The sequence below is a fragment of the Enterococcus sp. AZ109 genome, from assembly GCF_051714625.1.
In the GTDB taxonomy this organism is placed as follows: domain Bacteria; phylum Bacillota; class Bacilli; order Lactobacillales; family Enterococcaceae; genus Enterococcus_A.
Genome location: NZ_JBIOSF010000001.1, coordinates 1,016,820 through 1,042,079, shown reverse-complemented (window position 1 = coordinate 1,042,079; position 25,260 = coordinate 1,016,820). Strand labels below are relative to the sequence as shown.

25 protein-coding genes are annotated in these 25,260 nt (G+C 39.4%); 23 read left to right on the top strand and 2 right to left on the bottom strand.

Annotated elements, in window-relative coordinates; translation table 11 throughout:
* Positions 1 to 5: 5 nt before the first annotated feature.
* The 15 genes from IGI42_RS05050 (at position 6) to dhaM (ending at position 12,934) form a co-directional block, all read left to right on the top strand.
* Positions 6 to 482 (top strand): nuclear transport factor 2 family protein, encoded by a 477-nt coding sequence (locus IGI42_RS05050; protein ID WP_438714672.1) that lies wholly within the window; start codon positions 6 to 8, stop codon positions 480 to 482.
* Between the two features lie 86 nt (positions 483 to 568).
* Positions 569 to 1,324 (top strand): SDR family NAD(P)-dependent oxidoreductase, encoded by a 756-nt coding sequence (locus tag IGI42_RS05045; RefSeq protein ID WP_438714670.1) that lies wholly within the window; start codon positions 569 to 571, stop codon positions 1,322 to 1,324.
* A 64-nt stretch (positions 1,325 to 1,388) separates the two neighbouring features.
* Entirely contained in the window at positions 1,389 to 1,856 is a 468-nt protein-coding gene (locus IGI42_RS05040) for a nuclear transport factor 2 family protein (RefSeq protein ID WP_438714668.1), read from the top strand.
* A gap of 13 nt (positions 1,857 to 1,869) precedes the next feature.
* Complete coding sequence (locus IGI42_RS05035) at positions 1,870 to 2,331, top strand: nuclear transport factor 2 family protein (protein ID WP_438714666.1); 462 nt, start codon at positions 1,870 to 1,872, stop codon at positions 2,329 to 2,331.
* 206 nt (positions 2,332 to 2,537) lie between these two features.
* A complete protein-coding gene (locus tag IGI42_RS05030) occupies positions 2,538 to 3,899 on the top strand; it encodes a Y-family DNA polymerase (RefSeq protein WP_438714664.1) in 1,362 nt (453 codons plus the stop codon).
* Positions 3,892 to 4,434: a hypothetical protein gene (locus IGI42_RS05025; protein WP_438714662.1), complete on the top strand. Its 543-nt coding sequence runs from the start codon at positions 3,892 to 3,894 to the stop codon at positions 4,432 to 4,434. Before IGI42_RS05030 ends, IGI42_RS05025 begins: the two co-directional genes overlap by 8 nt.
* Before the next feature lie 14 nt (positions 4,435 to 4,448).
* Positions 4,449 to 5,018 (top strand): SOS response-associated peptidase, encoded by a 570-nt coding sequence (locus IGI42_RS05020; RefSeq protein WP_438714661.1) that lies wholly within the window; start codon positions 4,449 to 4,451, stop codon positions 5,016 to 5,018.
* Between the two features lie 238 nt (positions 5,019 to 5,256).
* The gene (gene yycF / locus IGI42_RS05015; protein WP_438714659.1) at positions 5,257 to 5,961 is read left to right on the top strand and encodes a response regulator YycF; all 705 of its coding nucleotides are present in this window, start codon (positions 5,257 to 5,259) and stop codon (positions 5,959 to 5,961) included.
* 8 nt (positions 5,962 to 5,969) lie between these two features.
* Positions 5,970 to 7,796: a cell wall metabolism sensor histidine kinase WalK gene (walK, locus tag IGI42_RS05010; protein ID WP_438714658.1), complete on the top strand. Its 1,827-nt coding sequence runs from the start codon at positions 5,970 to 5,972 to the stop codon at positions 7,794 to 7,796.
* Positions 7,793 to 9,118: a YycH family regulatory protein gene (locus IGI42_RS05005; RefSeq protein WP_438714656.1), complete on the top strand. Its 1,326-nt coding sequence runs from the start codon at positions 7,793 to 7,795 to the stop codon at positions 9,116 to 9,118. The genes walK and IGI42_RS05005 overlap by 4 nt, the downstream gene beginning before the upstream one ends.
* Positions 9,119 to 9,967 carry a two-component system regulatory protein YycI gene (locus IGI42_RS05000; protein WP_438714654.1) on the top strand — a complete coding sequence of 283 codons (849 nt, stop codon included), beginning with the start codon at positions 9,119 to 9,121 and terminating at the stop codon, positions 9,965 to 9,967.
* 48 nt (positions 9,968 to 10,015) lie between these two features.
* Entirely contained in the window at positions 10,016 to 10,825 is an 810-nt protein-coding gene (locus tag IGI42_RS04995; RefSeq protein WP_438714652.1) for an MBL fold metallo-hydrolase, read from the top strand.
* A gap of 146 nt (positions 10,826 to 10,971) precedes the next feature.
* Positions 10,972 to 11,955 carry a dihydroxyacetone kinase subunit DhaK gene (gene dhaK, locus IGI42_RS04990; RefSeq protein WP_438714651.1) on the top strand — a complete coding sequence of 328 codons (984 nt, stop codon included), beginning with the start codon at positions 10,972 to 10,974 and terminating at the stop codon, positions 11,953 to 11,955.
* Positions 11,956 to 11,994: 39 nt separating this feature from the next.
* Positions 11,995 to 12,573: a dihydroxyacetone kinase subunit DhaL gene (gene dhaL / locus IGI42_RS04985; protein ID WP_438714650.1), complete on the top strand. Its 579-nt coding sequence runs from the start codon at positions 11,995 to 11,997 to the stop codon at positions 12,571 to 12,573.
* The gene (gene dhaM / locus IGI42_RS04980) at positions 12,566 to 12,934 is read left to right on the top strand and encodes a dihydroxyacetone kinase phosphoryl donor subunit DhaM (RefSeq protein ID WP_438714649.1); all 369 of its coding nucleotides are present in this window, start codon (positions 12,566 to 12,568) and stop codon (positions 12,932 to 12,934) included. Before dhaL ends, dhaM begins: the two co-directional genes overlap by 8 nt.
* Positions 12,935 to 13,055: 121 nt before the next feature.
* On the opposite strand, the gene IGI42_RS04975 is transcribed toward dhaM, so the two are convergent.
* Together IGI42_RS04975 and IGI42_RS04970 are read right to left on the bottom strand one after the other, a co-directional pair.
* On the bottom strand, positions 13,056 to 13,685 hold the full coding sequence (locus IGI42_RS04975; protein ID WP_438714648.1) for an NAD(P)-dependent oxidoreductase: 630 nt from the start codon (positions 13,683 to 13,685) through the stop codon (positions 13,056 to 13,058).
* Between the two features lie 71 nt (positions 13,686 to 13,756).
* Positions 13,757 to 14,401: a lysostaphin resistance A-like protein gene (locus tag IGI42_RS04970; protein WP_438714647.1), complete on the bottom strand. Its 645-nt coding sequence runs from the start codon at positions 14,399 to 14,401 to the stop codon at positions 13,757 to 13,759.
* A 199-nt stretch (positions 14,402 to 14,600) separates the two neighbouring features.
* Here IGI42_RS04970 and groES point away from each other — a divergent pair, with 199 nt between their 5' ends.
* The 8 genes from groES (at position 14,601) to IGI42_RS04930 (ending at position 25,245) form a co-directional block, all read left to right on the top strand.
* Positions 14,601 to 14,885 carry a co-chaperone GroES gene (gene groES / locus IGI42_RS04965; RefSeq protein WP_438714646.1) on the top strand — a complete coding sequence of 95 codons (285 nt, stop codon included), beginning with the start codon at positions 14,601 to 14,603 and terminating at the stop codon, positions 14,883 to 14,885.
* A 22-nt stretch (positions 14,886 to 14,907) separates the two neighbouring features.
* Positions 14,908 to 16,533 (top strand): chaperonin GroEL, encoded by a 1,626-nt coding sequence (gene groL / locus IGI42_RS04960; RefSeq protein WP_438714645.1) that lies wholly within the window; start codon positions 14,908 to 14,910, stop codon positions 16,531 to 16,533.
* 385 nt (positions 16,534 to 16,918) lie between these two features.
* Positions 16,919 to 17,857, top strand: coding sequence for an FAD:protein FMN transferase (locus tag IGI42_RS04955; RefSeq protein WP_438714644.1), 939 nt, complete (start codon positions 16,919 to 16,921; stop codon positions 17,855 to 17,857).
* Positions 17,858 to 17,914: 57 nt separating this feature from the next.
* Positions 17,915 to 20,824: an FAD-dependent oxidoreductase gene (locus IGI42_RS04950; protein ID WP_438714643.1), complete on the top strand. Its 2,910-nt coding sequence runs from the start codon at positions 17,915 to 17,917 to the stop codon at positions 20,822 to 20,824.
* A gap of 345 nt (positions 20,825 to 21,169) precedes the next feature.
* Positions 21,170 to 21,523, top strand: a complete 354-nt coding sequence (locus IGI42_RS04945; protein WP_438714642.1) for a DUF1827 family protein — start codon at positions 21,170 to 21,172, stop codon at positions 21,521 to 21,523.
* Between the two features lie 88 nt (positions 21,524 to 21,611).
* A complete protein-coding gene (locus tag IGI42_RS04940) occupies positions 21,612 to 23,081 on the top strand; it encodes a nicotinate phosphoribosyltransferase (protein ID WP_438714640.1) in 1,470 nt (489 codons plus the stop codon).
* 1 nt (position 23,082) lies between these two features.
* Positions 23,083 to 23,907, top strand: coding sequence for an ammonia-dependent NAD(+) synthetase (nadE, locus tag IGI42_RS04935; RefSeq protein ID WP_438714639.1), 825 nt, complete (start codon positions 23,083 to 23,085; stop codon positions 23,905 to 23,907).
* A 183-nt stretch (positions 23,908 to 24,090) separates the two neighbouring features.
* A complete protein-coding gene (locus IGI42_RS04930; protein ID WP_438714637.1) occupies positions 24,091 to 25,245 on the top strand; it encodes an NAD(P)-dependent oxidoreductase in 1,155 nt (384 codons plus the stop codon).
* Positions 25,246 to 25,260: the final 15 nt, after the last annotated feature.

The following is a 25,260-nucleotide window of genomic DNA, read 5'->3' as shown; positions in this document are numbered from 1 at the left end:
TTATTATGGACGAAAAATTACAGGAATTACTGGATAAAAAAGAAATTGAAGAGTTGCAATATAAGTATGCACACGGTGTTGACCGTAAAGATTTTGAGCTGTTTGCTTCCTGTTTCACAGAGGTTATTTCAACGGATTTATCTAGCTATATGCCTGACCTAAAATTTACCGAAATGACTATTCCTGAATGGGTCGATATGGTTAAAAAATTAATTGGGCATACGAAAGCTACGCAGCATCAAATGACTAATATGCTAATTGACATCAATGGTGATACAGCAACTGCCAAAATTGCCTTACGGGCGCAACACTACGTTCCAAATGATTTTGGAGACAATTTCTTAGAATGCGGCTGTCATTATGATAACCAATATACGAAAGTAAATGGTAAGTGGAAAATTAGTGGTGTCAAGGTAACCTTTGATTTTTGGGATGGAAATCAGTATGTTCTTTCTCAATCTACTCAACAAGTACCTGACTAAAGAAAGTTGATGGGACAAAAATAGAGTAGAAGCTTTGAACGTATTCTGCTCTATTTTATCCAATCTATTGAAAAGGAGCATATGATTTGTTTGATTTAACCAACCAGATTGCCGTGGTTACCGGAGCATCCGGTGGATTAGGGAGACAATTTGCTTTAGCCTTAGCAAGACAAGGGGCAACTATTGCGATCTTAGCTAGAAGAAAAGAAAAAATGGTGCAGGTTGCTCAAGAAATTCAAGCGTTGGGAGTAGAATGCTTACCCATTACTTGTGATGTTACTAAACTAGCTGAAGTAGAAAAAGCTGCCGAAATGGTCATTGAAAAATATGGAAAAGTAGACATCCTCATAAATAATGCGGGTGGAGGAGCGAATGCACCTTTAGCTGAAATGACAGATGAAATGTGGCAGCATACCATTGATATTGACCTCACAGCGGTCTTTCGCTGCACTAAAATATTTGGACAGCATATGCTAAAAGCAAATTATGGGCGCATCATCAATATTTCTTCAATCATGGGAATGGTAGGAAGCAGCCAATTATCGGTAAGTGGCTACCAAGCTGCTAAAGCTGGAGTACTGAACTTTACCAGAGCAGCAGCAGCTGAATGGGCAAAATCAGGAATTACAGTGAACGCATTATGTCCGGGCTTCTTTCCTTCTGAAACAATTAATGAAGCGTATTTAAAGACATTAGAGCCGATAATCATTTCTAATACACCGATGGAAAGAGCTGGAAGAACGGGTGAATTGGATACAGCTATTTTGTTTTTAGCTGCGAAAGAATCCAGTTATGTAACTGGAATCGTCCTGCCGGTTGACGGTGGTTGGACTGCAATATAAGTGAAAAAGATCGCTTGAATAGTACCGATTATTGAGTTAAATAAAGGACTGGAGGGAATTATTCGTGGAAGAAGAATTAAGGAAACTGATTGAAGAAGATAAAATCAGGAAATTACAATACCGCTATGCCCGGGGTGTTGATATGCATGATTATGAATTATTGAGAAGTTGTTTTGCAGATACGATTGAGGTGGATTTTACTGATTATCTACCTGAAGCTAAATACAATAATTTGCCGGCCGAAAAATGGGTAGAAATGGTTCGTCAGTTGACAGAAACGATGGATGCTACACAACATACTATGACCAACATCGATGCAGAATTCAACGGGGATACAGCTAAAGCGGTTGTTTATTTAAGAGCTATGCATTATTTACCCAATAATCGAGGGGAAAATCATGCCGAATGTGGTGGGTACTACGAGAACACATACGAAAAGATAGCGGGTGAATGGAAAATAAAATCCATGAAACTAACCTATAGTTTTTGGCTGGGAAATCAATATGTAGCTACCATTAGTTCTCAAAAATAAAAGGAGAAAAAGTATGGATAAATTGCAGGAATTAGTCGCCATTGAAGAAATAAAACAAGTAAAAGCTAAATATTGGCGCTTAATTGACACTAAGGATTTTGATCAACTAAATACAGTTTTTACAGACGATGCAGTCTTTGACTCAGTGGAGGCAACGTATGATCCTGTTCTTGGACAAATGCCAGGAACCCAACCCGCTGAGATTTGGGAAACGAGACAAGGTATTGTGGAAGGAGTAAAGCAATCCATGCCTCCAGAAATGCAAAGTGTCCATATGGGTCATATACCCGAAGTGACAATTCTAGCTGAAAATAAGGCAACAGGCATCTTTCCCTTCAATGACCGAATTAAAATTCCTAATGGCTTGAGCTTCAATGGTTTTGGCTATTACCATGAGGAATATGAAAAAGATGATACGGGTTGGAAGATTAAAAGGAGTATCATTAAGCGATTACGTGTAGTTTTTGACGAATAGAAAAATAATCTGACAGAAGTTAAAGCATCCAGACGTAGCGTAAATCTCAAAACGAAAGTAAGCCAGAGGCGTTTAAACCCGCTTTTGGCTTATTTTTTTCGTTTGAAATACAACGGACAGTTCAATATAAAAAAAGTAGTTTGTTCCTCTTTACAAAAACAAACATACGTTCGTATAATGGTGTTGTAGAGATTGGAGCGATTAGTATGTATGAAACGGACTTAATCTTTGATATTAGAAAGGAACCCAGCCGAGACGTTTTGTGCCTGGACTGTATTAGTTTTTATGCCAGTGTCGAATGCATCGAACGAGGACTCAATCCTTTGGAAGCAAAATTGGTGGTAATGTCTTACCCTTCCGATGATCCGGCTTTACGCGGCAGCGGCTTGATTCTTGCCTCATCAAGGATGGCAAAAAAAGCTTATAACATCAGCAATGTTAGTCGAGCACGGGATTTGCCTTTTCCTTATCCACCAGATTTAACGGTTGCGGCACCTCGGATGCTGTTGTACATGAAAAAAAATCAAGAAATCAACAACATTTACAAAAAATATGCTGATGAAGCCAACCATCATGTCTATTCGGTGGATGAAAGCTTTTTAGATGTAACAAATTCAATCAAACTTTTCGGTTGTCAAAATGCGTATGAGTTGGCGTTGAAAATCCAAGAAGATGTTCGCAAGAGTACCGGTATTTACGTGACGATTGGGATAGGCGATAATCCCTTGTTAGCAAAATTAGCCTTAGATAATGCTGCCAAGCATACCAAAGACATGATCGCAGAATGGCGGTATGAAGATGTGCCGAACACACTTTGGAAGATAAAAAACATCACTGATTTTTGGGGAATCGGCAATAAAACGGCGATCCGACTCAATCGACTGGGGATTGAATCGGTTTACGATTTAGCTCATACAAACTATTACGTTCTCAAAGAGTACCTTGGAGTTATGGGAGCTCAGTTATATGCACACAGCTGGGGGATTGATCGCTCGTTTTTAGGGGATTCAGTTCAGCCTGTCTCCAAATCGATTGGAAATAGTCAAGTTTTGGACAAAGATTATACGTATCGCAGTGAAATTGAAATCGTTCTTTTAGAGATGGCTGACCAGGTAGCCACACGCCTCAGAAGAAGCGGTGCTAAAGCGCAAGTTGTCAGTCTGTTTTGTGGGTACAGTATTGGCTATCTCGATAAGGAGGGAAAACGGGGCTTTCATCAACAAATGAAGGTACCAGCAACAAATTCGTCTAAGGAAATCAACCAATATTTGCGGCAAATTTTCGACAAGCAGTATAAATATCAAGACATTCGTACTATCGGTGTAAATACAGGGGGCCTAATTTATACTGATGCGCTCCAACTAAATTTATTTGAAGATATCGAGGAACAAGTCGATCGAGCAAAGCTTGAACATGTGGTGGATACCATTCGTGATAAGTTTGGCTTTAAATCGATCGTTCATGCCGTAAGTCTGCTGGAAGGTGGTCGAGCGATTGCTCGTTCTTCATTAATTGCTGGTCACGCTGGAGGGATGGCGGGAATTGAAAGTGGTGAATCACATGGTTAAGCGTACTGAGAAAAAATTTAGCGACTACAACGATTATCACGATAGAGGATTTATGAAGTGGGTTACAGCTTTCGCAATGGATGAACTAATCAAAAGTATTGAACGCAACAAGGCAGAAGCGTTAAAAGATATTCCCCTCCTTCCACAAATGAGTCAGCAAGAAATCGATGAAGCTTTAACCGAAGCTTTTAACTTCAAAAAGCCTGTTTCTGTCCAATTAAATCGCAAAGACAAGTTCGGTCGGCAAACTGAATCGGTTCTGGGAGAGTTCAAAGGCTACTTGCGCGACGAAGAGCTGATGATTGGTGACGAATGGATTTTGTGGGATGAGATCCGTCATATTCACGTAGTTTACGACGAAAAGTGGTTCAATGTTGAATTGTTTAAGCGAGACCAAAAAAAAGCAGAAATGGACTATTACCAGAAAGAACGTGATCCATTTGAAATTTCCGAAGAAAAAGAGATTCGTTACTCGTTAGAATCAGACCTATCTTTTATAAATGATTTTGACCAAACAGCAAACTGGATTGAATAAGAGGAGGTATAATTATGTGCGGACGAATCAAGTTGACACTTCAAGAAGAAAAAGATTTACAAGCAATTATTAGAAACGTAGAAAAGAATGGTTATCAGTATAAACAAGAAGAAATTTTTCCTTCAGATGAAGCAGCGGTGTTAATTAATGACGGAACCAATAAAGTGAAAGCCATCAGCATGGTCTGGGGTTTCAAGATACCTAAGAAGAAGCAACTCTTGATTAATGCCCGTTCAGAGACCGTCCTAGAAAAGCCGCGCTTTGCGCAAGCCTTCAAAGAAAATCGTTGTGTCTTTCTTTCCACAGGATTTTACGAATGGGATCGCAAAAAACGAAGCATCTTGTTTAGGAGCAGAAATGGTGGCGCTCTCTATCTCGCAGGTTTTTACCAAAAGTTTGATGATGGGAACAGAGGCGTTGTCTTGACTACTCGAGGGAATGAATCGGTACTTTCAGTTCATGAAAGGATGCCGGTGATATTGAAGAAAGAACAAGTTCGAAATTGGCTAATCGATTACGTTTACTCCAGAGAATCACTTAGCCAAAAGATGCCAGACTTAATTGCTACGGTGAGTGAGGGATAGATACTTTACAACTATGATTAAAGTGGGGAGTTTCTGTAAATGTTTCTTTCAATAATTAACGCCTATTTATGGGTGGTTTTTTACGTCTAGATCAAAAATCTTTTTTTATTCTTATTCATTTTTTCATAAAAGAATCCCCAGAAAAGGTTGGAAAACATCGAGAGGATGAAACACATCCCGAAATAAGGTATAATGAAGAGGCATAGAAATTAGACGAAAAAGTTTGAGGTGACTCTTAGTGAAGAAAATTTTAGTTGTAGATGATGAAAAGCCGATTTCTGACATCGTTAAATTTAATTTAACGAAGGAAGGTTATGAGGTGTTTACCGCTTATGATGGTGAAGAAGCATTGGAAAGAGTCGAAGAAGTCCAGCCGGATTTGATTTTACTTGATTTAATGCTGCCAAAAAAAGACGGATTAGAAGTGGCGCGTGAGGTTCGTAAAACCCACGATATGCCTATCATTATGGTAACTGCCAAGGATTCTGAAATTGATAAGGTACTAGGCTTGGAATTAGGAGCCGACGATTATGTAACCAAACCTTTTTCCAATCGGGAGTTAGTTGCCCGGGTTAAAGCAAACCTGCGCCGTGGAGGACAACCACCGAAAGAAGAGGACGACATGACGCAAGGTGACTTGACGATTGGTGATCTAACTATTCATCCAGATGCTTATATGGTATCTAAACGGGGTGGGACCATCGAGTTGACTCACCGCGAATTTGAATTGCTGCATTATTTAGCAAAACACATTGGACAGGTTATGACGCGTGAGCATTTATTGCAAACCGTTTGGGGCTACGATTATTTTGGGGATGTACGTACAGTAGATGTAACTGTTCGTCGCCTAAGAGAAAAAATCGAAGACAACCCAAGCCATCCGACTTATCTAGTAACAAGAAGAGGCGTGGGCTATTACCTGCGTAACCCTGAACAGGAGTAATGAACTAAATGAAAAATAAAGTCCGTTTTTTTCAATCAGTGAATTTTAAGATTGCCTTTTCGTTTATCTTGATTCTATTGATTTCGATTGAAATTATTGGGGCGTACTTTATTCGTGGATTAGAAAAAGAAACCATTAATAACTTTACCAAAGATATGAATCAGCGCGTGTCTATTTTGGCGAACACCTTAGGGACTACAATGCAAGAAGCGGATAGTGGAGCTGAAGGGATTCAACGATTACTAGAAAATAATCGAGCTTCAGATATTCAAGAAATGCTTGTTGTTGACGATAAAGGTATCGTACTGGCAACGAATGATGTGGGTCGTAAGGACGCTATCGTTGGTAAGAAGAATGAGTACAATGATATTGATGATTTTTCTATGAAGCAATATGTCGCGCTTGATGACAATAATAAACGGGTATATATCAATATTCAGCCAATACAGTCCCCGACAGGCGATTCAGCCGTGATCGGGGCTCTTTATGTTCGAAGCGATATTGAGCAAAAATATACCGAAATAAGTAATACTGCCATCATTTTCTTCACCGCTTCTTTAATAGCGGGTATCATTTCGATGATTGTGGCGTTATTAGTGGCGCGCTCCATTACTAAACCGATTGAAGAAATGCGCCAGCAGGCAATTAAGATTGCCCAAGGAGATTATTCTGACAAGGTGGAAATCCACGGTCACGATGAGTTAAGTCAATTAGCGGAAACCTTCAATAAACTATCAGATCGAATTGAAGATGCCCAAGATACGATGGAAGCAGAACGAAATCGCCTAGATAGTGTCTTGACTCACATGACCGACGGCGTAATCGCAACGGATCGTCGAGGGAAAGTTATTACTATCAACGAAATGGCGATATCCCTGCTAGATGTAAAAAATGAAGATGCGATCGGTGAATCCATCTTAACCCTTTTAGATTTAGAAGAAGAGTACACGTTGCGTAAATTGTTGGAAGCACAAGAAGAACTTTTATTGGATCGATCAAAATCTGACTTGGAAGAAGATCGGATGATTTTGAGAGCTGATTTTGCAATGATCAGACGAGAATCTGGGTTTATCAGTGGATTGGTTGTAGTCTTGCATGATGTTACGGAACAAGAAAAGACTGCCGAAGAACGGCGTCAGTTCGTTTCGAATGTTTCTCATGAATTACGGACGCCATTAACCAGTGTGCGAAGTTATCTTGAGGCTTTAGATGAAGGGGCTTGGCAGGACGAAGAAGTTGCACCTGGATTCATTCAGGTAACGCTTGGGGAAACGGATCGAATGATTCGGATGATTAATGATCTATTGAATCTTTCCCGCATGGATTCTGGTAATCAGCAAATGGATCTTGAATTTGTAAACTTTAATGAGCTGGTGGATTATGTTTTAGATCGTTTTGATATGATGGTAACCAATCAGGAAAAAAAATATACGATTGTCCGAGATTTTACTGAACGGGATTTATGGGTAGAGATTGATACAGATAAAATTATGCAAGTGATCGACAATATTATGAACAATGCCATCAAGTATTCACCTGATGGGGGCAAAATTACAGTTCATTTGTTAGAAACCCATAACAATGTTGTATTGAGTATTACCGATGAAGGCTTAGGAATTCCTAAAAAGGATTTAGATAAAGTCTTCGAACGGTTTTATCGCGTAGACAGAGCGCGTGCTCGTAAACAAGGTGGTACTGGTTTAGGTTTAGCAATATCCAAAGAAGTTATCAAAGCCCATAAAGGATATATTTGGGTTGAAAGTGTTGAAGGTAAGGGATCGACCTTCTCCTTCTCCTTACCTTATGAACCTTATGAGGAGGACTGGTGGGAATGAGTTTTTCTGAAAAATTTATGCGGCTGATTTTAGCGGGATTAATCTTGTTAAGCTTGTTTTTCACCTACTCTATCTGGATCAGCCCTGCAGGTCGTACACCAAGTATAGACTCAAGCTCACAGGTGCTTAATAATGAACAAAACTATACAAAAGCAACGGATGCTTTTCTACCATTAAGAGGTATCTGGGATTTAGATGGTGGGCATTTTCAAACCAACAGTGAAAATCTGCTGGCAACGCTGCAGGCTCGTTTGACTGAAAGTACGTATGGGGAATTGAAAATAGTAGCTAATTCAGAAACTGAAGCGGCTGAGTATTATCAGCTGGCAAATGGCGTTGAATTGAATTATGAAGGTCCTTTTTCATTGGCTGAATATGTGAAGGTATTTGATATTCCTTTGGACTTAAGCGGAATTGACGACGAAGAAACGATTACCTTTGGGAAAATACAACTTGATTCGGATAATCAAAAAATTCGTTTCTTAGATTATCAGAAACATGTCGTTTATGAAGCGTCCATCTCAACTGATTTTCAGAAGATCCAAGAAATCTATCATCAAAATGCAGATCGTTATTTAACTATGACGCCGGAAAACCAATTGGTTCCGCGTTTAATGCAGACACAAGATACTGTTCGCTTAAAAAGATACAGTTATATACTGACTACTCAATCTTATTCGCTGTTTCGGAATGCGTTTTTCCAAGAGCCTGAGCAGGCCAGAGGGGAACAAGATGAGAGTAATTCACGATCGTTTGTCAGTGGTCATGAAGAATTAACGATGGATGACGAAGATCGTTTAGTAAAATTCTCTGGTGAATTACCAACAGAATTAGCAGATCAAAGCCTGTATACTCAAAGCTTTAGCTATGTAAGCCGCTTAGGAACAGCTGTTGGGAATCTTAGGTACTTTGATCGCCAAAACAATCAAGTGAATTACCGAATTTTTGTAGAAGGCTACCCTATTTTTAGCCAATCTTCAAAAGGTAAAATGAGTATATCGATTGATCCAGCCCAAAACGATCAACCGGATCAAGTCGAAATTGAAACCAGTATGGACACTGTCCAAGTACCAATTCCCTCTGAAGACGAGGTAGAATTGCCAAGTTCTAGTGGAATGGAAGGGCAGCTAATGGCAGCTGGTGTAGACCTTAGTTTAGTTCAAAGTTATATCATTGGTTACACTTGGCAAGATGTTGACAGTGGAAACGGTGTGTATCGCGTCGTAGCATTAACGCCAGAGTGGTATGTGAAATTTAATGACCAATGGTATACTTTCAACGAATTGCTGCAAGGAAACTTAGTAGAAATGGGGGCGAGCTAAGTGGATTTTCGCAAAATTGAATGGATTTTCTTAATCGCCTTTTTGGGAATCAATATTTTCTTGTTCAGTGTCTATTGGAATAGTCAGCATGAGCAAAGCTTGGTCACCAATTCTAACCAAAGAGAAGATATCACACAGCGCTTGCAAAATGATGACATTCATTACAAAGGAACGATTTCTGATCAGCATTTAGAAGGCTACTATTTAAGTGCGGAACAGGTTGATTTAAATGAGCAGTTGCAACAGCAAACTAACCCAGTCGTTTCTAATTCTTATTCGATAACAGATCGAATTTTAACAGTTATTCCGATTGAAAATCGGGAGTTTGACGTTAAGGACAGGAAGCAGAGTTTTGAAACGCTGATGAAAGATCCACAATTTATTCTGTCTGGTGATCAGTATACTTACGTGCCCAGCATCTCGCGAAATGATGACGAAGGGATAAAAATTGTGGGCGCCCAATCCTATGAAAGAATCCCTTTTATTGACGAAACGTCGCGGGTTACATTAGATGTTGACAGTTCGGATGACAGTGACCATTCTGTTACTAGGTACACGCAAACAATGTTAAAAGATATCGAACCTTTGCGGGAAAAGATGAATTTGTATTCTGAAAAAGAAATCCTGAATACTTTGTATATTAATAATAATATTCCAAGTGGTGCGACTATTCAGGAAATCTATTTAGGTTATTTCCGTACCTTGGAAGTTCGTGAAAAAAATGTGTATGTTCCCGTTTGGTTTGTCCGAATCGAAAGTGCGGATAAAGTAGTACAAGTGGAAAAAGTGAATGCCATCAGTAATCAGGTTATTTCTAATAATTTGGTGCCAAAGGTGGAAAATCCATAAAAAGGGTTGTATACTAAGAGCAGTTTTACTAAGAGAGGACAATCACTTATGTTGGAAATGAATCACGCCTTTCAAATTAGTGTTTTAGCCAGTGGCAGTACAGGCAATTCATTGTACTTAGAGAGCGCTGAAAAGAAGGTATTAGTGGATGCTGGATTAAGCGGTAAGAAAATAACTTCACTGCTGGCGGAAGTAAATCGCAAGCCAGAAGATCTGGACGCTATTCTAGTTACTCATGAACATCGTGATCATATTCATGGGGTAGGCGTTCTAGCACGAAAATATAAACTACCCGTGTATGCTAACGAAAAAACCTGGGAAGCAATGGACTCATTAATTGGTAATGTAAGTCTTGAACAAAGACACATTTTTGAAATGGGTAAAGTAATGACTTTTGGCGATATGGATATTGAAAGTTTCGGCGTATCACACGATGCGGCGGCGCCTCAATTTTATCGTTTTTACAAAGATGGACGTTCTTTTGTTATGCTGACAGATACTGGTTATGCCAGTGATCATGTGAGAGGAACGATTCGTAATGCGGATGCCTATCTGGTAGAAAGTAACCACGATTTGGAAATGCTGCGCATGGGGCCGTATCCTTGGAGCTTAAAGCAGCGGATCTTAGGAGACCGTGGTCATTTATCCAATGAAGATGGTGCACTAGTGATGACCGATATCATTGGTGACAATACAAAACGAATTTACTTAGGTCATTTAAGTAAAGAAAACAATATGAAGGAATTGGCTCATATGACGATGGAAGAAACCTTGACTCGTTATGATTTAGGTGTTAATTATCAATTTAATGTCTATGATACTGATCCTGAATGTTCAACTGAATTATTTGCAATCTAAAGATAAAGCCTATAAAATGACTTCAATCATTTTATAGGCTTATTTTGTTCAGTTGCACAATTTTGTTCAATGGTTTATTGCAACTTCTCGTTTAATCCGCTAAGTGATAGAATAAAAGATGTAAGATAATTAAAGGAGGAGTCAAAGTGAAAAAGATAATCAATCAAGCTAAAGATGTAGTAGATGAAATGGTTGCTGGTTTAGTAAGCGCTTACCCAGAGTATTTAGTTCAAGTACCCGAAACCTTGGTAGTTGCCCGTGCGGACGATTTCGATCAAGTGGCTTTAGTTAGTGGTGGTGGTAGTGGTCACGAACCTTCTCATGCTGGATTTGTTGGCGATGGAATGCTTAGTGCGGCAGTTTGTGGACAAGTCTTTACATCACCAACTCCCGATCAAATTTTTGAGGCAATCAAAGCTTCGGATAGAGGCAAAGGCACACTGATGATTGTTAAAAATTATTCAGGTGACGTCATGAATTTCGATATGGCAAAAGATTTAGCTGAGATGGAAGACATCGAAGTGGCTTCAGTTTTAGTAGATGACGATATTGCTGTAGAAGATAGTACTTATACTCAAGGGCGCAGAGGAGTTGCTGGAACCGTACTAGTTCATAAAGTTTTAGGTGCACTGGCTAGAGAGGGAAAAAGTGTGAGCGAACTTGCTGAGTATGGGAAAGCATTAGTTGCTGATATTAAAACAATTGGAGTTGCTTTATCTGGTGCAACCGTTCCAGAGGTAGGCAAACCAGGATTTGTTTTAGCTGATGACGAAATGGAATTTGGCGTGGGTATTCATGGTGAACCAGGTTATCGCCGTGAAAAAATCAAAACATCCCGTGAAATGGCCGAAGAAGTCGTTAGCAAGCTAAAAGCGGAATACAATTGGCAAGAGGGCGAAAGCTACGGGCTGTTTGTTAATGGCATGGGCGCAACACCATTAATGGAGTTATTCATTTACTTCAATGACGTAAAAACGCTATTAGCAGCTGATGGTATTCAAGTTGCGTTTTCAAAAGTTGGCAACTACATGACTTCATTGGACATGGCGGGTGCATCAGTAACATTAATTAAATTGGACGACGAACGTTTACGTTTGCTGAACGAACCAGTTCATACGATTGCGTGGTAAGCGAATTTACCAACAGCAATCTGTGATAGGAGGATGACGATGTTTACACCAGAGAATTTGAAGAAGGCTTTGCAATTGTTTAACGAAAAAATTCAAGCGAAGAAAGACTACTTGAGTGAACTAGATACACCCATTGGCGACGGCGACCATGGAAATAATATGGGTCGGGGCATGGATGCGGTTATGGCAGCGAACCTAGATGGCGACTTACCAGCTATATTTAAAGCTGCAGCAATGGCATTGATCAGTAAAGTTGGGGGAGCTTCTGGTCCACTTTATGGGACAGCCATGATGGAAATGATGAAAGCTAGTAAAACATCAGCTGATCCAAATGTCTTATTAGCAGCAGCAGCGGCAGGCATTGCTAAACGCGGGGATTCAACAGAAGGTCAAAAAACCATGCTGGATTTATGGTTCCCAGCGATTGAACAATTAAAAGAAGGTCCGTTGACTAAAGAGGAACTTCAAGTGTTAGCTGAAAAAACGAAGGATTTGAAAGCAACTAAGGGACGTGCTTCCTATGTCGGTGATCGTTCTATCGGTCATATCGATCCAGGAGCAATGTCATCTGCCTATCTTTTTGAGTCATTTTTAGAAGCAGGTGTATTTGATGACTAAAGGTGTTCTGTTGATTTCTCATACGTCAGAAATACCTGAAGGACTAAGGCGCCTGATTCGTGAAGTAGCACCAGATATTTCAATTACTACTGCCGGTGGTTTAGAGGCAGGAGCAATCGGCACTTCAATGGAGCGGATTTTAGCCGCTATTGAAGAAAATGAAAGTGATGAACTATTTGCTTTTTATGACCTTGGCAGTGCCAAAATGAATTTAGAAATGGCTATAGAATTCACTGATAAGAAGGTTGAACTGTTCGATGTTGCCATGGTAGAAGGTGCCTACACAGCAAGTGCTTTGTTGTCAGCAGGTGCTGGTGAGGAAGAAATTACGGCGCAATTAAAGGCGTTAACGATTAAATAAGAGCTGCTTTAGTTACACTGATTATATGGTTTTAAGTGGCTGTGACATAAAACGTCACAGCCACTTATTTTTTGCTTATCTTGGTATCTGAACCTGATTATAATTATTTGTGAAGCCCTTTTTATAAACTTACGACACTAAAATGTTGGTTAGCATGCTTGTTGCGCAAGGCTTCATCTACCATGGCAATAGCATAATCAGCCATACTGATTTCACTATTTCCCTGGCTGTTTGCTTTTAACCGATCATCGCTAAGTTGATAATGTCCTGTACGACGGCCATTAGGAACAAAGTTAGCTGCTGGACTTAAGTAACCCCAATATAGGTTTTTAGTTTTTGGCAATTCTAGGAAAGCTTGATACATATTATAGGCCGTTGGATAATAAGGTGCGTTCGGATTGGAAACATCAATCATTCGTTGTGTTTTTTGATCATCTAGATAAAGAGAAGAAGCACCACCTACAACCAATAATCGTGTGTCAGTTCCAGATAAAAGATCGATCAGATGCTGCAACGAAGTTTGATGAAGGTCCTCTTTTCCCATTGGTGGACGAAAAGCGTCAACGACTACATCAAATGGTGTAAGATCTTCTCGGGTTAGATCATACAAGTCTTTTTTTATATATGGAACGTCAACAACTAATTTTTCTGGACTGCGGACAATAGCTGTTACGTCCACCTGACGTTCCAAGGCTTCGTTCAAAATCAAAGAACCAGCTTGACCTGTAGCACCAATAATAGCTAATTTCATAAAAATTCCTCCTGACTAATTAACTTTAGTGTAGGAGGAATTTTAGGAAAAGGCAAAGATTAGGCCTTCAGCTAATTTACTGAAATAGCTAGCTGAGTTAAAACCACGAGCAAGTTCATACCTACATGCGTAATCATAGAAGTCCAAATTTTTCCTGTACGAGCAAATAGCCAGCAGAAAAAAAGTCCAAGACCACCGTACAGTAGATAATGGCCATCCTGATGAGCCAGAGCAAACAGGAAAGAGCTAATAATCGCAGGAAACAGAAAACCAAACCGCTCACTTAATTCACCGAATATCGCTCGCCGAAAGATCATTTCTTCCATTATCGGTCCGGCAATTGTCGTAGCAATAACGAAAACCGAATTTTCACGAATAAGCTGAATAATATCTTGCGTATTTTGTGACATTATCGGTTGGTTGGTTAGACGGATTTCAATTTGTAATAAAACCATTTGCAGCATCATAGATAAAAAAATGCCAGCAATTCCATACATAACAGCAATCGGAAAGCGGCGACTACTTTTCTCAAGTGATAAAGGCTGACTCTTTCTCCAATAAAAGATTAGCAATAGGGCACCGACAATATAAGAGTAGGTCGTGATTTGAATTAATTGCTGCTTATCTGATCCTACAAAGGGAGCAAATAATATCGGTGAAAATAATACTAGACCATAAGTAAAAATTGTAAGGAAAATATAATTCCTTGTTCTCATAGTGAATCCTTCCAATTAACAGATTTGTTAGTCATTATAGCATAAAAGGTAAGAAATCTTACTTTAGAAAATTTGAAAAAAAGAGAAGGTATGACTTGCAAAAGACATAAAAAATGGTATGATAAGAACTGTGAGTTAGCACTCTAAAGTTACGAGTGCTAACGACTTTATAATCATTACTATTTTGGAGGGATTTATCGTGTTAAAACCATTAGGTGATCGCGTCATTCTTGAAGTCGCTCAAGAAGAAGAAAAAACAGTAGGCGGTATCGTTTTAGCCTCTGCTGCTAAAGAAAAACCACAAACTGCGAAAGTTGTAGCTGTTGGTGAAGGCAACGTGTTAGACAACGGTGAAAAAAGTCCAATGCCCATAGCGGTTGGCGACACAGTAATGTTTGAAAAATATGCTGGAACAGAAGTGAAATATGACGGAACAGAATACTTAATTCTTTCTGCCAAAGATATTATGGCTATTGTAGAATAAAACAGATTGAGGTGGAGAAATTATGACAAAAGAAATCAAATTTTCAGAAGACGCACGCGCAGCAATGCTTCGTGGAGTTGATAAATTAGCAGATACAGTAAAAGTAACCTTAGGGCCTAAAGGTCGTAACGTTGTTTTAGAAAAATCTTACGGTTCACCATTGATTACCAATGACGGTGTAACAATTGCTAAAGATATTGAATTAGAAGATCATTTTGAAAACATGGGAGCAAAACTTGTTTCTGAAGTTGCTTCAAAAACAAATGATATTGCCGGTGACGGTACAACAACTGCAACAGTCCTAACTCAAGCAATTGTTCGCGAAGGCTTAAAAAATGTTACTGCTGGCGCTAACCCAATGGGTATCCGTCGTGGGATTGAATTAGCAACTAAAACAGCTGTAGAAGAATTGCACAGCATTTCAAAAGAGGTTGATTCTAAAGACTCAATCGCACAAGTTGCGGCTGTTTCTTCTGGTAGCGAAGAAGTTGGTAAATTAATCGCTGAAGCAATGGAAAAAGTTGGTAACGACGGTGTTATCACAATTGAAGAATCTAAAGGGATTGATACTGAACTAGATGTTGTAGAAGGTATGCAATTTGATCGTGGTTACTTGTCACAATACATGGTAACTGACAACGATAAAATGGAAGCAGCTTTAGACAATCCATATATTCTAATTACAGATAAAAAAATCTCTAACATTCAAGATATCTTGCCATTGTTGGAACAAGTACTACAACAATCTCGCTCATTACTAATCATTGCTGATGATGTTGATGGTGAAGCGTTACCAACATTGGTATTAAATAAAATTCGTGGAACATTTAATGTTGTGGCAGTTAAAGCTCCTGGTTTTGGCGATCGTCGTAAAGCAATGCTAGAAGATATCGCTGTTTTAACTGGTGCTACAGTAATCACTGAAGACCTTGGTTTAGAATTGAAAGATGCAACTGTTGAAAACTTAGGTTCTGCTGGTAAAGTTGTTGTTGATAAAGACAACACAACTATCGTAGAAGGTGCTGGAAGCAAAGAAAAATTACAAGAACGTGTGGAATTAATCAAACGTCAAATCGATGAAACAACTTCTGATTTCGACCGTGAAAAATTGCAAGAACGTTTGGCTAAATTAGCTGGTGGAGTCGCAGTTGTTAAAGTTGGTGCTGCTACTGAAACTGAGCTTAAAGAATTGAAACTACGCATTGAAGATGCCTTGAACTCAACCCGCGCAGCGGTTGAAGAAGGAATCGTTTCTGGTGGAGGAACTGCACTAGTTAACGTAATTAAAAAAGTGGCTGAACTAGAAGCTGAAGGCGATGCTGCAACTGGTATTAGTATCGTTGTTCGCGCACTAGAAGAACCGGTTCGTCAAATCGCTGAAAATGCTGGTTACGAAGGATCAGTTGTTATTGATAAATTAAAACATGCTGATCAAGGCGTTGGTTTTAACGCAGCGACTGGCGAATGGGTAAATATGATTGAAACGGGAATTGTTGACCCAACTAAAGTAACACGTTCAGCATTACAAAATGCAGCTTCTGTATCTGCTTTATTATTGACAACAGAAGCAGTTGTTGCTGACAAGCCTGCCGAAAATGGCCCTGCAGCTCCAGCGATGGATCCATCAATGATGGGCGGCATGATGTAAGAAACTATTAAGGAATCTCTTCGAATTTTGAAGAGATTTCTTTTTTTTGCATTTAAATAGGAAGAGTTTGGGAACGAACTTTGTCAACAAAGCTGTAAGCGCTAACCTTTACAGCCGATTGATAAATGTATTCTATCGATATCATTCAAATAAAGTATTAGATTTTATAGTTCCGGTCTTTTACAATAGGTCATGGAACAGCGAGAATGTTTTACATGTAAGTTTTGGCATGAACATAAAAGAAGACAATTACTAAAACTTCTGCAAAGTATTCAAATACATAGTGAGACATTACAGGTAAAAATTTCTTTTTTTAAAACTAAAAGTATTATTTTATTCTTGAATGCTCACAAAATAACAATCTTTCAAAAAGGGAGGTCTTTTATTGTCATTAAAGACCCGCGTATTAGAAATGATGGGAACAGTAATCACCCTATCCATTGAGCATCCACAAGCCCAACTGTTGTTGGATTACGCGCAAAGTATGTTAGAAGATTTTCAACAGCGTTTTAGTGCGAATCAAAATGATTCAGATTTAATGAAGGTTAATGCACAAGCAGGAATAAAACCGATTAAGGTGCTACCGGATTTATATGAATTGATCAAAAAAGGGCGGGATATGGGAATCTCTTCACATTCTAAGCTAAATATTGCAATAGGGCCTTTGATTAAACTATGGCATGTTGGTTTTCAAGATGCACGGGTTCCAACCGATAATGAAATTGCAGAGCGATTATCCCTCATCAACTTGGAGGATATCCAACTAGATGATGAGAACCAAACGGTTTTTTTGAAGAAAAAGGGTATGGAAATTGACTTGGGAGCATTGGCAAAAGGTTATTTTGCGGATGAGCTAAAACGGTATTTCAAAACACAAGGTGTCCGTTCAGGATTTATTGATTTGGGCGGTAATGTTCTGACACTCGGATCATCTTCAAAAAATCCAGAAGGTGTTTGGAATGTCGGGATTCAAAATCCGCTGAAAAAACGTGGAAATCTAGTTGCCGTTATCAAAAATTGCGACCAATCAGTGGTGACTTCGGGCATTTATGAACGGGTACTAAAAATAGGTGAAAAGCAATACCACCACATATTTGATTCACAGACAGGGTATCCTGTCGAAAATGATGTTGCCAGTCTGACAATCGTGTCTGATCAGTCGCTGGATGGAGAATTTTGGACCACAATTTTATTTCACGAATCATCTCGAAAGATTCTGAATTGGCTGAACCAAATGCCGCAAGTTGAAGGTTTGGTTATTACCCGTACGAACGAAATACTCATATCTGAAAAGCTGAAACCTTACGTTACTTTATTGGAGTAAATGTTTATTTATATAGTAGGAAGATAAATTAAAAGAATTCTAGGAGGAAAAACAACAATGGCAAGAGGTCTATTTGATGCAATTACTTTAAACTCAGGTGCTACATTTAAGAATCGTCTATTTATGTCACCGATGACTACACAATCTGCGTTCTACGATGGGGAAGTTACTCAACAACTTATTGATTACTATAAATTCCGTTCAGGGGATGCAGCAGCAGTCATCGTTGAAAGTTGCTTCGTTGAAGACAAGGGCCGCGGTTTCCCAGGTGCAGTTGGAGTAGACACTGATAAAAAAGTAGCAGGTTTGACTGAATTAGCATCAACTATCAAAGGTGAAGGTTCACAAGCAATCATGCAGATTTATCATGCCGGTCGTATGGCTTGGCCTGAATTAAATGGTGGTGCAGTTCCTATTTCTGCTAGTCCAGTTGCTGCATTGCGTCCAGGTGCTCCTGTGCCAAGAGAAATGACTGAAGAACAAATTGAAGAAATGATCAAGCTATTTGGGGATGCCACTCGCCGTGCGATTCAAGCAGGCTTTGACGGTGTGGAAATTCACGGAGCTAATACGTTCTTGCTGCAGCAGTTCTTCTCTCCACACTCTAATCGTCGTCAAGACAAATGGGGTGGCAGCCGTGAAAACCGTGCACTTTTCCCGATGGAAGTGATGAAAGAAGTTCAACGTGTCATTGAAGAACAAGGGGCAGAAAACTTCATCGTCGGTTATCGTTTCTCTCCAGAAGAATTAGAAGAACCAGGTATTCGCTTTGAAGATACTATGTATTTATTGAATACTTTAGCAACCTTGAAACCAGATTACTTCCACTTCTCAATGGGGGCTTATACACGTCCATCAATCGTTGAATCAAACGATCCGGAACCATTGATCACGAAATATTTGGCACAACGTTCCCCTGAATTGGCAACTATTCCAATCATGGGTGTTGGTTCTATTTTGCAGCGTGAAAATGCTGACGAAGCTTTACAACTAGGCTATGACTTATTAGCAGTTGGTAAAGGCTTCTTAGTTGAACCTAACTGGGTACAAATGATTAAAGACGGTCAACCTGTACCAGAATATGCGCACGTTGCTAAACAAAAAGAATTATTAATTCCAACGCCATTGTGGGACTTTATGGATTCAATGGTTATGGTTAAAGACCCTGAAGAAGAAAAACGTAAATATGAACGTTTGAAAGAATTGCAAAAAATGAAGCTAGAGTTCAAGCCAGGAACTTACACAGTTGCGGCTAAAGGACACAATAGCGAAATCGAAATGAAAGTAACCTTCTCAACTGAACGGATCGAAAGTATTGATATTGATTCTGGTGCAGAATCAGAAGGCTTGTCAGACCAAGTGTTTGAACGCTTGCCACAACAAATTATTGATGGTCAAACCTTGAATGTGGATGTTATCTCAGGTGCCTCTGCTTCAAGCCAAGGAGTTATTGACGGAATTGCTGAAGCGGTCGAATTAGCTGGCGCAAGCTCTGAAGTCTTGAAAGCTCGTCCGAAACCAACAGTTCAATGGTCGAAAGAAGTTGTTGAAGAAACAGCAGACGTTGTAATCGTAGGTTCTGGTGCTGCAGGAATCTCAGCGGCCTTAAGAGCAGATCAATTAGGGCTGAAAACAATTGTCGTTGAAAAAATGAGTTTCGTCGGTGGAGCAATCTCGATCAGTGGCGGGAACCAAGTTGTATTAGGCTCGAAGCTGCAAGCAGAAGCTGGTGTTACAGACGATACAGTTGAACTAATGGTTGAAGACTTCATGAAAAACGGTAGTGGCAAAAATGTTCCTGAACTGGTAACGTTGTTAGCTAAAAATGTTGGACCGACAACTGACTGGGTTCATGAGTATATGGGTGTAGACTACGACATGGAAGGCGGACTTCACGTCTTAGCTGAGTACCGTAAAAACCGTGAGTTGGCTTATAAAGATGGTGGACATGGATTTGCGGCAAGTGCTCGTAAAGCTTTGGACAACAGCAATGTGACAATTTATCTACAAACTAAAGCAGAAGAATTATTCACGGATGATAATGGAAAAGTAACGGGACTTAAAGCAGTAGAAGAAACAGGTAAAACCCACAATATTACCGCTAAAGCAGTTATCCTAACTACTGGTGGCTATGGAAACAATCCAAACCTATTAAGTAGAGAATTGAATAAGATTCTATTCTACGGAACGAAATCTTCTACTGGAGACGGCTTATTGATGGCAACAGCTCCAGGAGTTGATGCCGATACTCGCTTAATGGAATACGGAAAAATTTATCCAAATGGTGTGGAAGTTTCTAAAGGTTATGCGAAATCAACAATTGGCGGAAATATCGCTGTATTGAAAGAAAATGGTTTGCTAGTAAACATTGATGGAAAACGTGTGGTCAATGAACGTGCCAGCAACAAAGAAGTACTAGAAAAATTACTAGAACAAAATCCTCAAATGTTGTATATCTTGTTGGATCAAGAACATTTCGAGAAATTCAGTGATGCAGTTGCTGAAGGTGGGATTGCGCATGAAGATTTAGAGCGTTGGATTTCTAACAACGGTATGGGTAATCCGAAAGCCTTCCGTGCTGAATCCTTAACAGAATTAGCTGCAAAAGCTGGGATGCCGGGCAATAGCTTAGCTGAAACAGTGGCACTTTATAACGAATACGTTGAAAAAGGTGTCGATGAAGAATTTGGTCGTCAACCGGAGTTCCTACAAAAACCAGTAGGAGAAGGTCCTTACTACTTAATCGAACAAAAACCACGTTTTGCAACAACGATGGGTGGATTAGTAGCAAACGATCACTTAGAGGTGCTTAACAAAGCCGGTGAAGCGATTCAAGGCCTTTATGCAGCCGGTGAAGTAGTTGGTGGTGTAATGGGTACAGACTCACCGTCAGGAGCAAATAATGCATGGGCATTAACTTCAGGTAAGTTAGCAGCAGAAAGTGCAAAAGAAAGTGTTGAAAAATAAATAGCGTAGAAGCTAAAGACTGAAAATGGTCTTTAGCTTTTTTTGTAAAAGTAAGATTAGTCGATTCATTTTATGAATACTACAGACTTCCTAGTCATAACGTAAAACTCACTTCTAAATAGCTGTTTCCTTTTATTAAAATCGTAACTTTGTAAATGATGATGTTAATATTAGAAGAAAAGATTGTTGATTTAGAAATTGTCGCACAAGCTAATTATTGGGTTTTGCTCCAATAAAAATGTCAGACAACTGCGTATATTTAATCAAAGGGCTTATTTCATTGTTATTGAGAAAGGGCTTACTGGCATTCTTGTGCTACAATAGATGGGAAAGGGAGGGATAAGGATGAAATTAATCGAGACACCAATTACCAGCAATGTAAATCTTGAAGCACTGTATCCCGAATTGTCCAAGCTAGCTTTTGCTAATCAGCAAGCAATCAAACTATATAAATTATTTGCCTATGATCGGACAAAGATTGTTTACTTGGATCGGTTTGATACAATCACATTATTGTTGTTGAACCGCCATCGCAAAATAAAGCATGATGAAGTAGAGACGATTATTCATCGTATCTTAAAAGTGGATCGCAATGCAGTTGAAGTAAATGTAGGATACAAAAAGCAGATCCTAGACGCTGGGATTCGTCCACGCCATAACTACAAAGATATTATTCTTATCGAGTACAAAGTAAAGTAGAATATGTGATAAAAGAGGAAAAGCAATACGCTTTTCCTTTTTTTTGATATAATAGAACCATTGAATTTACAAAAAAGGGAGTTTGATTATGAAAAAGCTATACGAGGATGACAGTTTAACGTTGCATACAGATTTGTATCAAATCAATATGATGAAGACATATTGGGAAACAGGACGGGCAAATCTGCATGCGGTTTTCGAATGCTACTTCCGCAATATGCCATTTGAGAATGGTTATGTCATCTTTGCAGGCCTAGAGCGCTTAGTAAACTATTTGGAAGAGTTGACCTTCAGTGAGAGTGATCTGGCTTATCTAGCTGAAGTAGAAGAGTATCCTGAAGCGTTTATTGACTATTTACGAAATTTTAAGCTTGCGTGTACAGTCCGTTCAGCAGTTGAAGGAGAGTTAGTGTTTAATAATGAACCAATCATCCAAATTGAGGGACCTTTGTTACATTGCCAACTGGTTGAAACAGCATTGTTAAACATCGTTAATTTCCAAACATTAATTGCAACTAAAGCGGCAAGAATTAAATCAGTGATTGGTGATGATCCATTATTAGAATTTGGGACCCGTCGAGCACAGGAATTAGATGCGGCGATTTGGGGAACGCGAGCGGCTTACATCGGTGGAGCAGATGCGACTAGTAATGTACGAGCGGGTAAGATCTTTGGTATTCCTGATAGTGGGACGCATGCACATTCATTAGTCCAATCTTACGGCAATGATTATGAAGCGTTCATGGCCTATGCTCAAACCCATAAAGATTGTGTGTTCCTTGTTGATACGTATGATACATTGAATTCAGGCGTACCTAGTGCCATTCGTGTTGCTCATGAAATGGGCGATAAAATCAATTTTATGGGTGTTCGAATTGATAGCGGTGATATGGCCTATATTTCCAAACGAGTTCGTCAGCAGCTGGATGAAGCAGGCTTTCCAGATGCTAAAATTTATGCTTCCAATGACTTAGACGAAAGCACGATTCAAAACTTAAAAATGCAGCATGCTAAAATTGATGTTTGGGGAGTAGGTACGAAGTTAATTACAGCCTATGACCAACCAGCTTTAGGAGCAGTCTTCAAGCTAGTGTCTATTGAGAATGAAGAAGGCAAAATGATTGATACGATTAAACTATCCAGTAACGCAGAAAAAGTAACTACTCCAGGCAAGAAACAAGTATGGCGCATCACTCGTAATTCTGATGGTAAATCAGAAGGTGATTACGTAACCTTATGGGATGAAGATCCTCGTGAAGAAGACGAAATTTTCATGTTCCATCCGGTGTATACGTACATTAACAAGACAGTGCGCAACTTTACAGCACGACCAATCTTACAAGATATTTTTGTCGATGGACAGCGTGTTTATGAAATGCCGACAATTGAAGAAGTCAAACAAACAGCAAAAGACAACTTGGATTCATTATGGGAAGAGTATAAACGTGATCTAAACCCGCAAAAATACCCCGTGGATCTATCCCAAGACTGCTGGGATCATAAAAATCGCATCATGGATGAAGTTCGAAAATCTGTGGCAAAGATGAAGGAGCGGTAAAATGACATTACAAAATGAAATCATTAAGGAATTAGGCGTTAAACCAACAATTGATCCAAAGGCTGAAATTTTGAAAAGCATTAACTTTTTGAAAGCCTATTTGAAAGCATACCCTTTTTTGAAATCGTTGGTTTTAGGAATTAGTGGCGGGCAAGATTCGTCATTAGCTGGACGTATTGCGCAATTGACAATGGAAGAAATGCGTCAAGAAACTGGAGATAATTCATACCAATTCATTGCTATTCGTTTACCTTATGGGGAACAATCAGATGAGGCAGATGCACAACGTGCGTTGAACTTCATTAAGCCAGATGTTAGCCTGCGAGTAAACATTAAGCCAGCTGTGGATGCACAAGTAGCAGCTTTGGAAGAAGCAGGTGTGACTGTTAGTGATTTTAACAAAGGCAATATAAAAGCTCGGCAACGGATGATTACGCAATATGGCGTTGCTGGCGATAATAATGGAGCGGTTATCGGTACTGACCATGCAGCTGAAAATATTACAGGTTTCTTTACTAAATTTGGTGATGGCGGTGCGGATATTCTGCCACTTTTCCGTTTGAACAAACGCCAAGGAAAAATGTTGCTGAAGGAATTAGGGGCTGAAGAAGCAATCTACTTAAAAACACCAACAGCAGATTTAGAAGATGGCAAACCGTTAATTGCTGACGAAGTAGCTTTAGGCGTTACTTATGATGATATTGATGATTACTTAGAAGGCAAAGAGATCAGCAAAAAAGCGCGTGAAACGATTGAAAATTGGTGGAACAAGACAGAACATAAACGTCACTTACCAATCACAATTTTTGACGATTTTTGGAAATAATTCATTTTAGAAAACTGGGAGCGAAAACTTCCAGTTTCTTTTTTTAATAGGTGGAATGAGTAACGTTTTAATTTTTGTAAAATCTATATTAAGACAATAGTTACAATATTCGGCTTCACAAGCTAATTTTAGGATCTCAAAGCTAAAGAAGTTTGCGAAGCCTATCTTAAAAGAGGTGAGAAAATGTATAAAATTCAATTATTGGCCGAATTTGAAAATGAACAGTTGAAGGCACTGGATGAAAAACATTTTCAGCTAACTGACAAAGCACCGGATGCTTTACTGGTTCGTAGCGGTGAAGTCGAAAGTGATTTGCTGAAAGCTGAAACGTTAGCAGTTGCTCGAGCAGGTGTGGGTGTAAACACGATCGATGTGTCAGCAGCTAGTCAAAATGGGACGATTGTCATGAATACACCAGGGCAAAATGCCAATGCAGTCAAAGAATTAGTTTTAGCCAGTCTATTGTTAACAGCCCGTCCTATTTTCCAAGCTGCTGAAATGGTGGAACGACTTAAAAGTGAGGATCTTTTGACGACAGCAGAAGAAAAGCGCTCAGATTATGTTGGACAGGAATTGCAGGGCAAGACGATCGGACTTTTAGGTATCGGAGCAATCGGTTCTTTAGTGGCTGAAAGCTGTTATGAGCTAGGAATGGACGTCTTAGGCTATGCTCGCAATGACCCTGAAAGTGATAGTATGGAATTTGCGTCGTTGGATCTGATCTTAAAGGAAGCTGACTATATTGTCGTTCTGCTGCCGTTGTCAGAAAATACTCAGCATTTACTATCAGATCGAGAATTTAAACAAATGAAAGACACTGCTTATGTGTTAAATTTTGGTCGAGGAGAAATCGTGGATAGTTCAGCGGTGTTAAAGGCGATCGCAAATGAGCAGTTAGCTGGCTATATTACTGATTTCCCTGAAGAGAAGCTGCAAGGTCAGGAAAAAGTTTTGCAATTACCCCATATTGGTGGAACGACAGAAGAAGCGCTTAGTGGGAGCGGAGAAGCAGCAGCCAAGGGACTTAGGGCTTTTCTATTGTACGGGACAGTGAAAGATTCAGTCAATTTTCCGACAGCAAAGCTACCTTTTAGAGGGGATTTGCGCTTTACGCTGTATTACGAGAATCAACCGAAAATGTGGCAGGAAATTATTGGCATCTTCTACAAGTATGAATTAGCAATTGTTGATATGATCAGTAATCGAAAACAGGAGTTTATTTATGTAATTATTGATGTTGAAACGGCAGCTTCAGAAACACTAGAAGCTGCAGCAAACGAATTACAACAGTTAGAAGCCATGAAGCGCGTGCGTGTGCTAAATAACCCGCATCGCTAAGGGCAGCTTTACTTT

Bases quoted from the DNA above. Each gene is read 5' to 3' on its own strand.
- walK (WP_438714658.1), top strand. From the start codon at position 5,970: ATGAAAAATAAAGTCCGTTTTTTTCAATCAGTGAATTTTAAGATTGCC.
- IGI42_RS04930 (WP_438714637.1), top strand. From the start codon at position 24,091: ATGTATAAAATTCAATTATTGGCCGAATTTGAAAATGAACAGTTGAAG.
- IGI42_RS05020 (WP_438714661.1), top strand. From the start codon at position 4,449: ATGTGCGGACGAATCAAGTTGACACTTCAAGAAGAAAAAGATTTACAA.
- IGI42_RS04950 (WP_438714643.1), top strand. From the start codon at position 17,915: ATGGCAAGAGGTCTATTTGATGCAATTACTTTAAACTCAGGTGCTACA.
- IGI42_RS04995 (WP_438714652.1), top strand. From the start codon at position 10,016: ATGTTGGAAATGAATCACGCCTTTCAAATTAGTGTTTTAGCCAGTGGC.
- IGI42_RS04975 (WP_438714648.1), bottom strand. From the start codon at position 13,685: ATGAAATTAGCTATTATTGGTGCTACAGGTCAAGCTGGTTCTTTGATT.
- IGI42_RS05025 (WP_438714662.1), top strand. From the start codon at position 3,892: ATGGTTAAGCGTACTGAGAAAAAATTTAGCGACTACAACGATTATCAC.
- nadE (WP_438714639.1), top strand. From the start codon at position 23,083: ATGACATTACAAAATGAAATCATTAAGGAATTAGGCGTTAAACCAACA.
- IGI42_RS04970 (WP_438714647.1), bottom strand. From the start codon at position 14,401: ATGAGAACAAGGAATTATATTTTCCTTACAATTTTTACTTATGGTCTA.
- groL (WP_438714645.1), top strand. From the start codon at position 14,908: ATGACAAAAGAAATCAAATTTTCAGAAGACGCACGCGCAGCAATGCTT.
- dhaL (WP_438714650.1), top strand. From the start codon at position 11,995: ATGTTTACACCAGAGAATTTGAAGAAGGCTTTGCAATTGTTTAACGAA.
- IGI42_RS05030 (WP_438714664.1), top strand. From the start codon at position 2,538: ATGTATGAAACGGACTTAATCTTTGATATTAGAAAGGAACCCAGCCGA.
- IGI42_RS04945 (WP_438714642.1), top strand. From the start codon at position 21,170: ATGAAATTAATCGAGACACCAATTACCAGCAATGTAAATCTTGAAGCA.
- IGI42_RS05005 (WP_438714656.1), top strand. From the start codon at position 7,793: ATGAGTTTTTCTGAAAAATTTATGCGGCTGATTTTAGCGGGATTAATC.
- IGI42_RS05050 (WP_438714672.1), top strand. From the start codon at position 6: ATGGACGAAAAATTACAGGAATTACTGGATAAAAAAGAAATTGAAGAG.
- IGI42_RS04940 (WP_438714640.1), top strand. From the start codon at position 21,612: ATGAAAAAGCTATACGAGGATGACAGTTTAACGTTGCATACAGATTTG.
- IGI42_RS05035 (WP_438714666.1), top strand. From the start codon at position 1,870: ATGGATAAATTGCAGGAATTAGTCGCCATTGAAGAAATAAAACAAGTA.
- dhaM (WP_438714649.1), top strand. From the start codon at position 12,566: ATGACTAAAGGTGTTCTGTTGATTTCTCATACGTCAGAAATACCTGAA.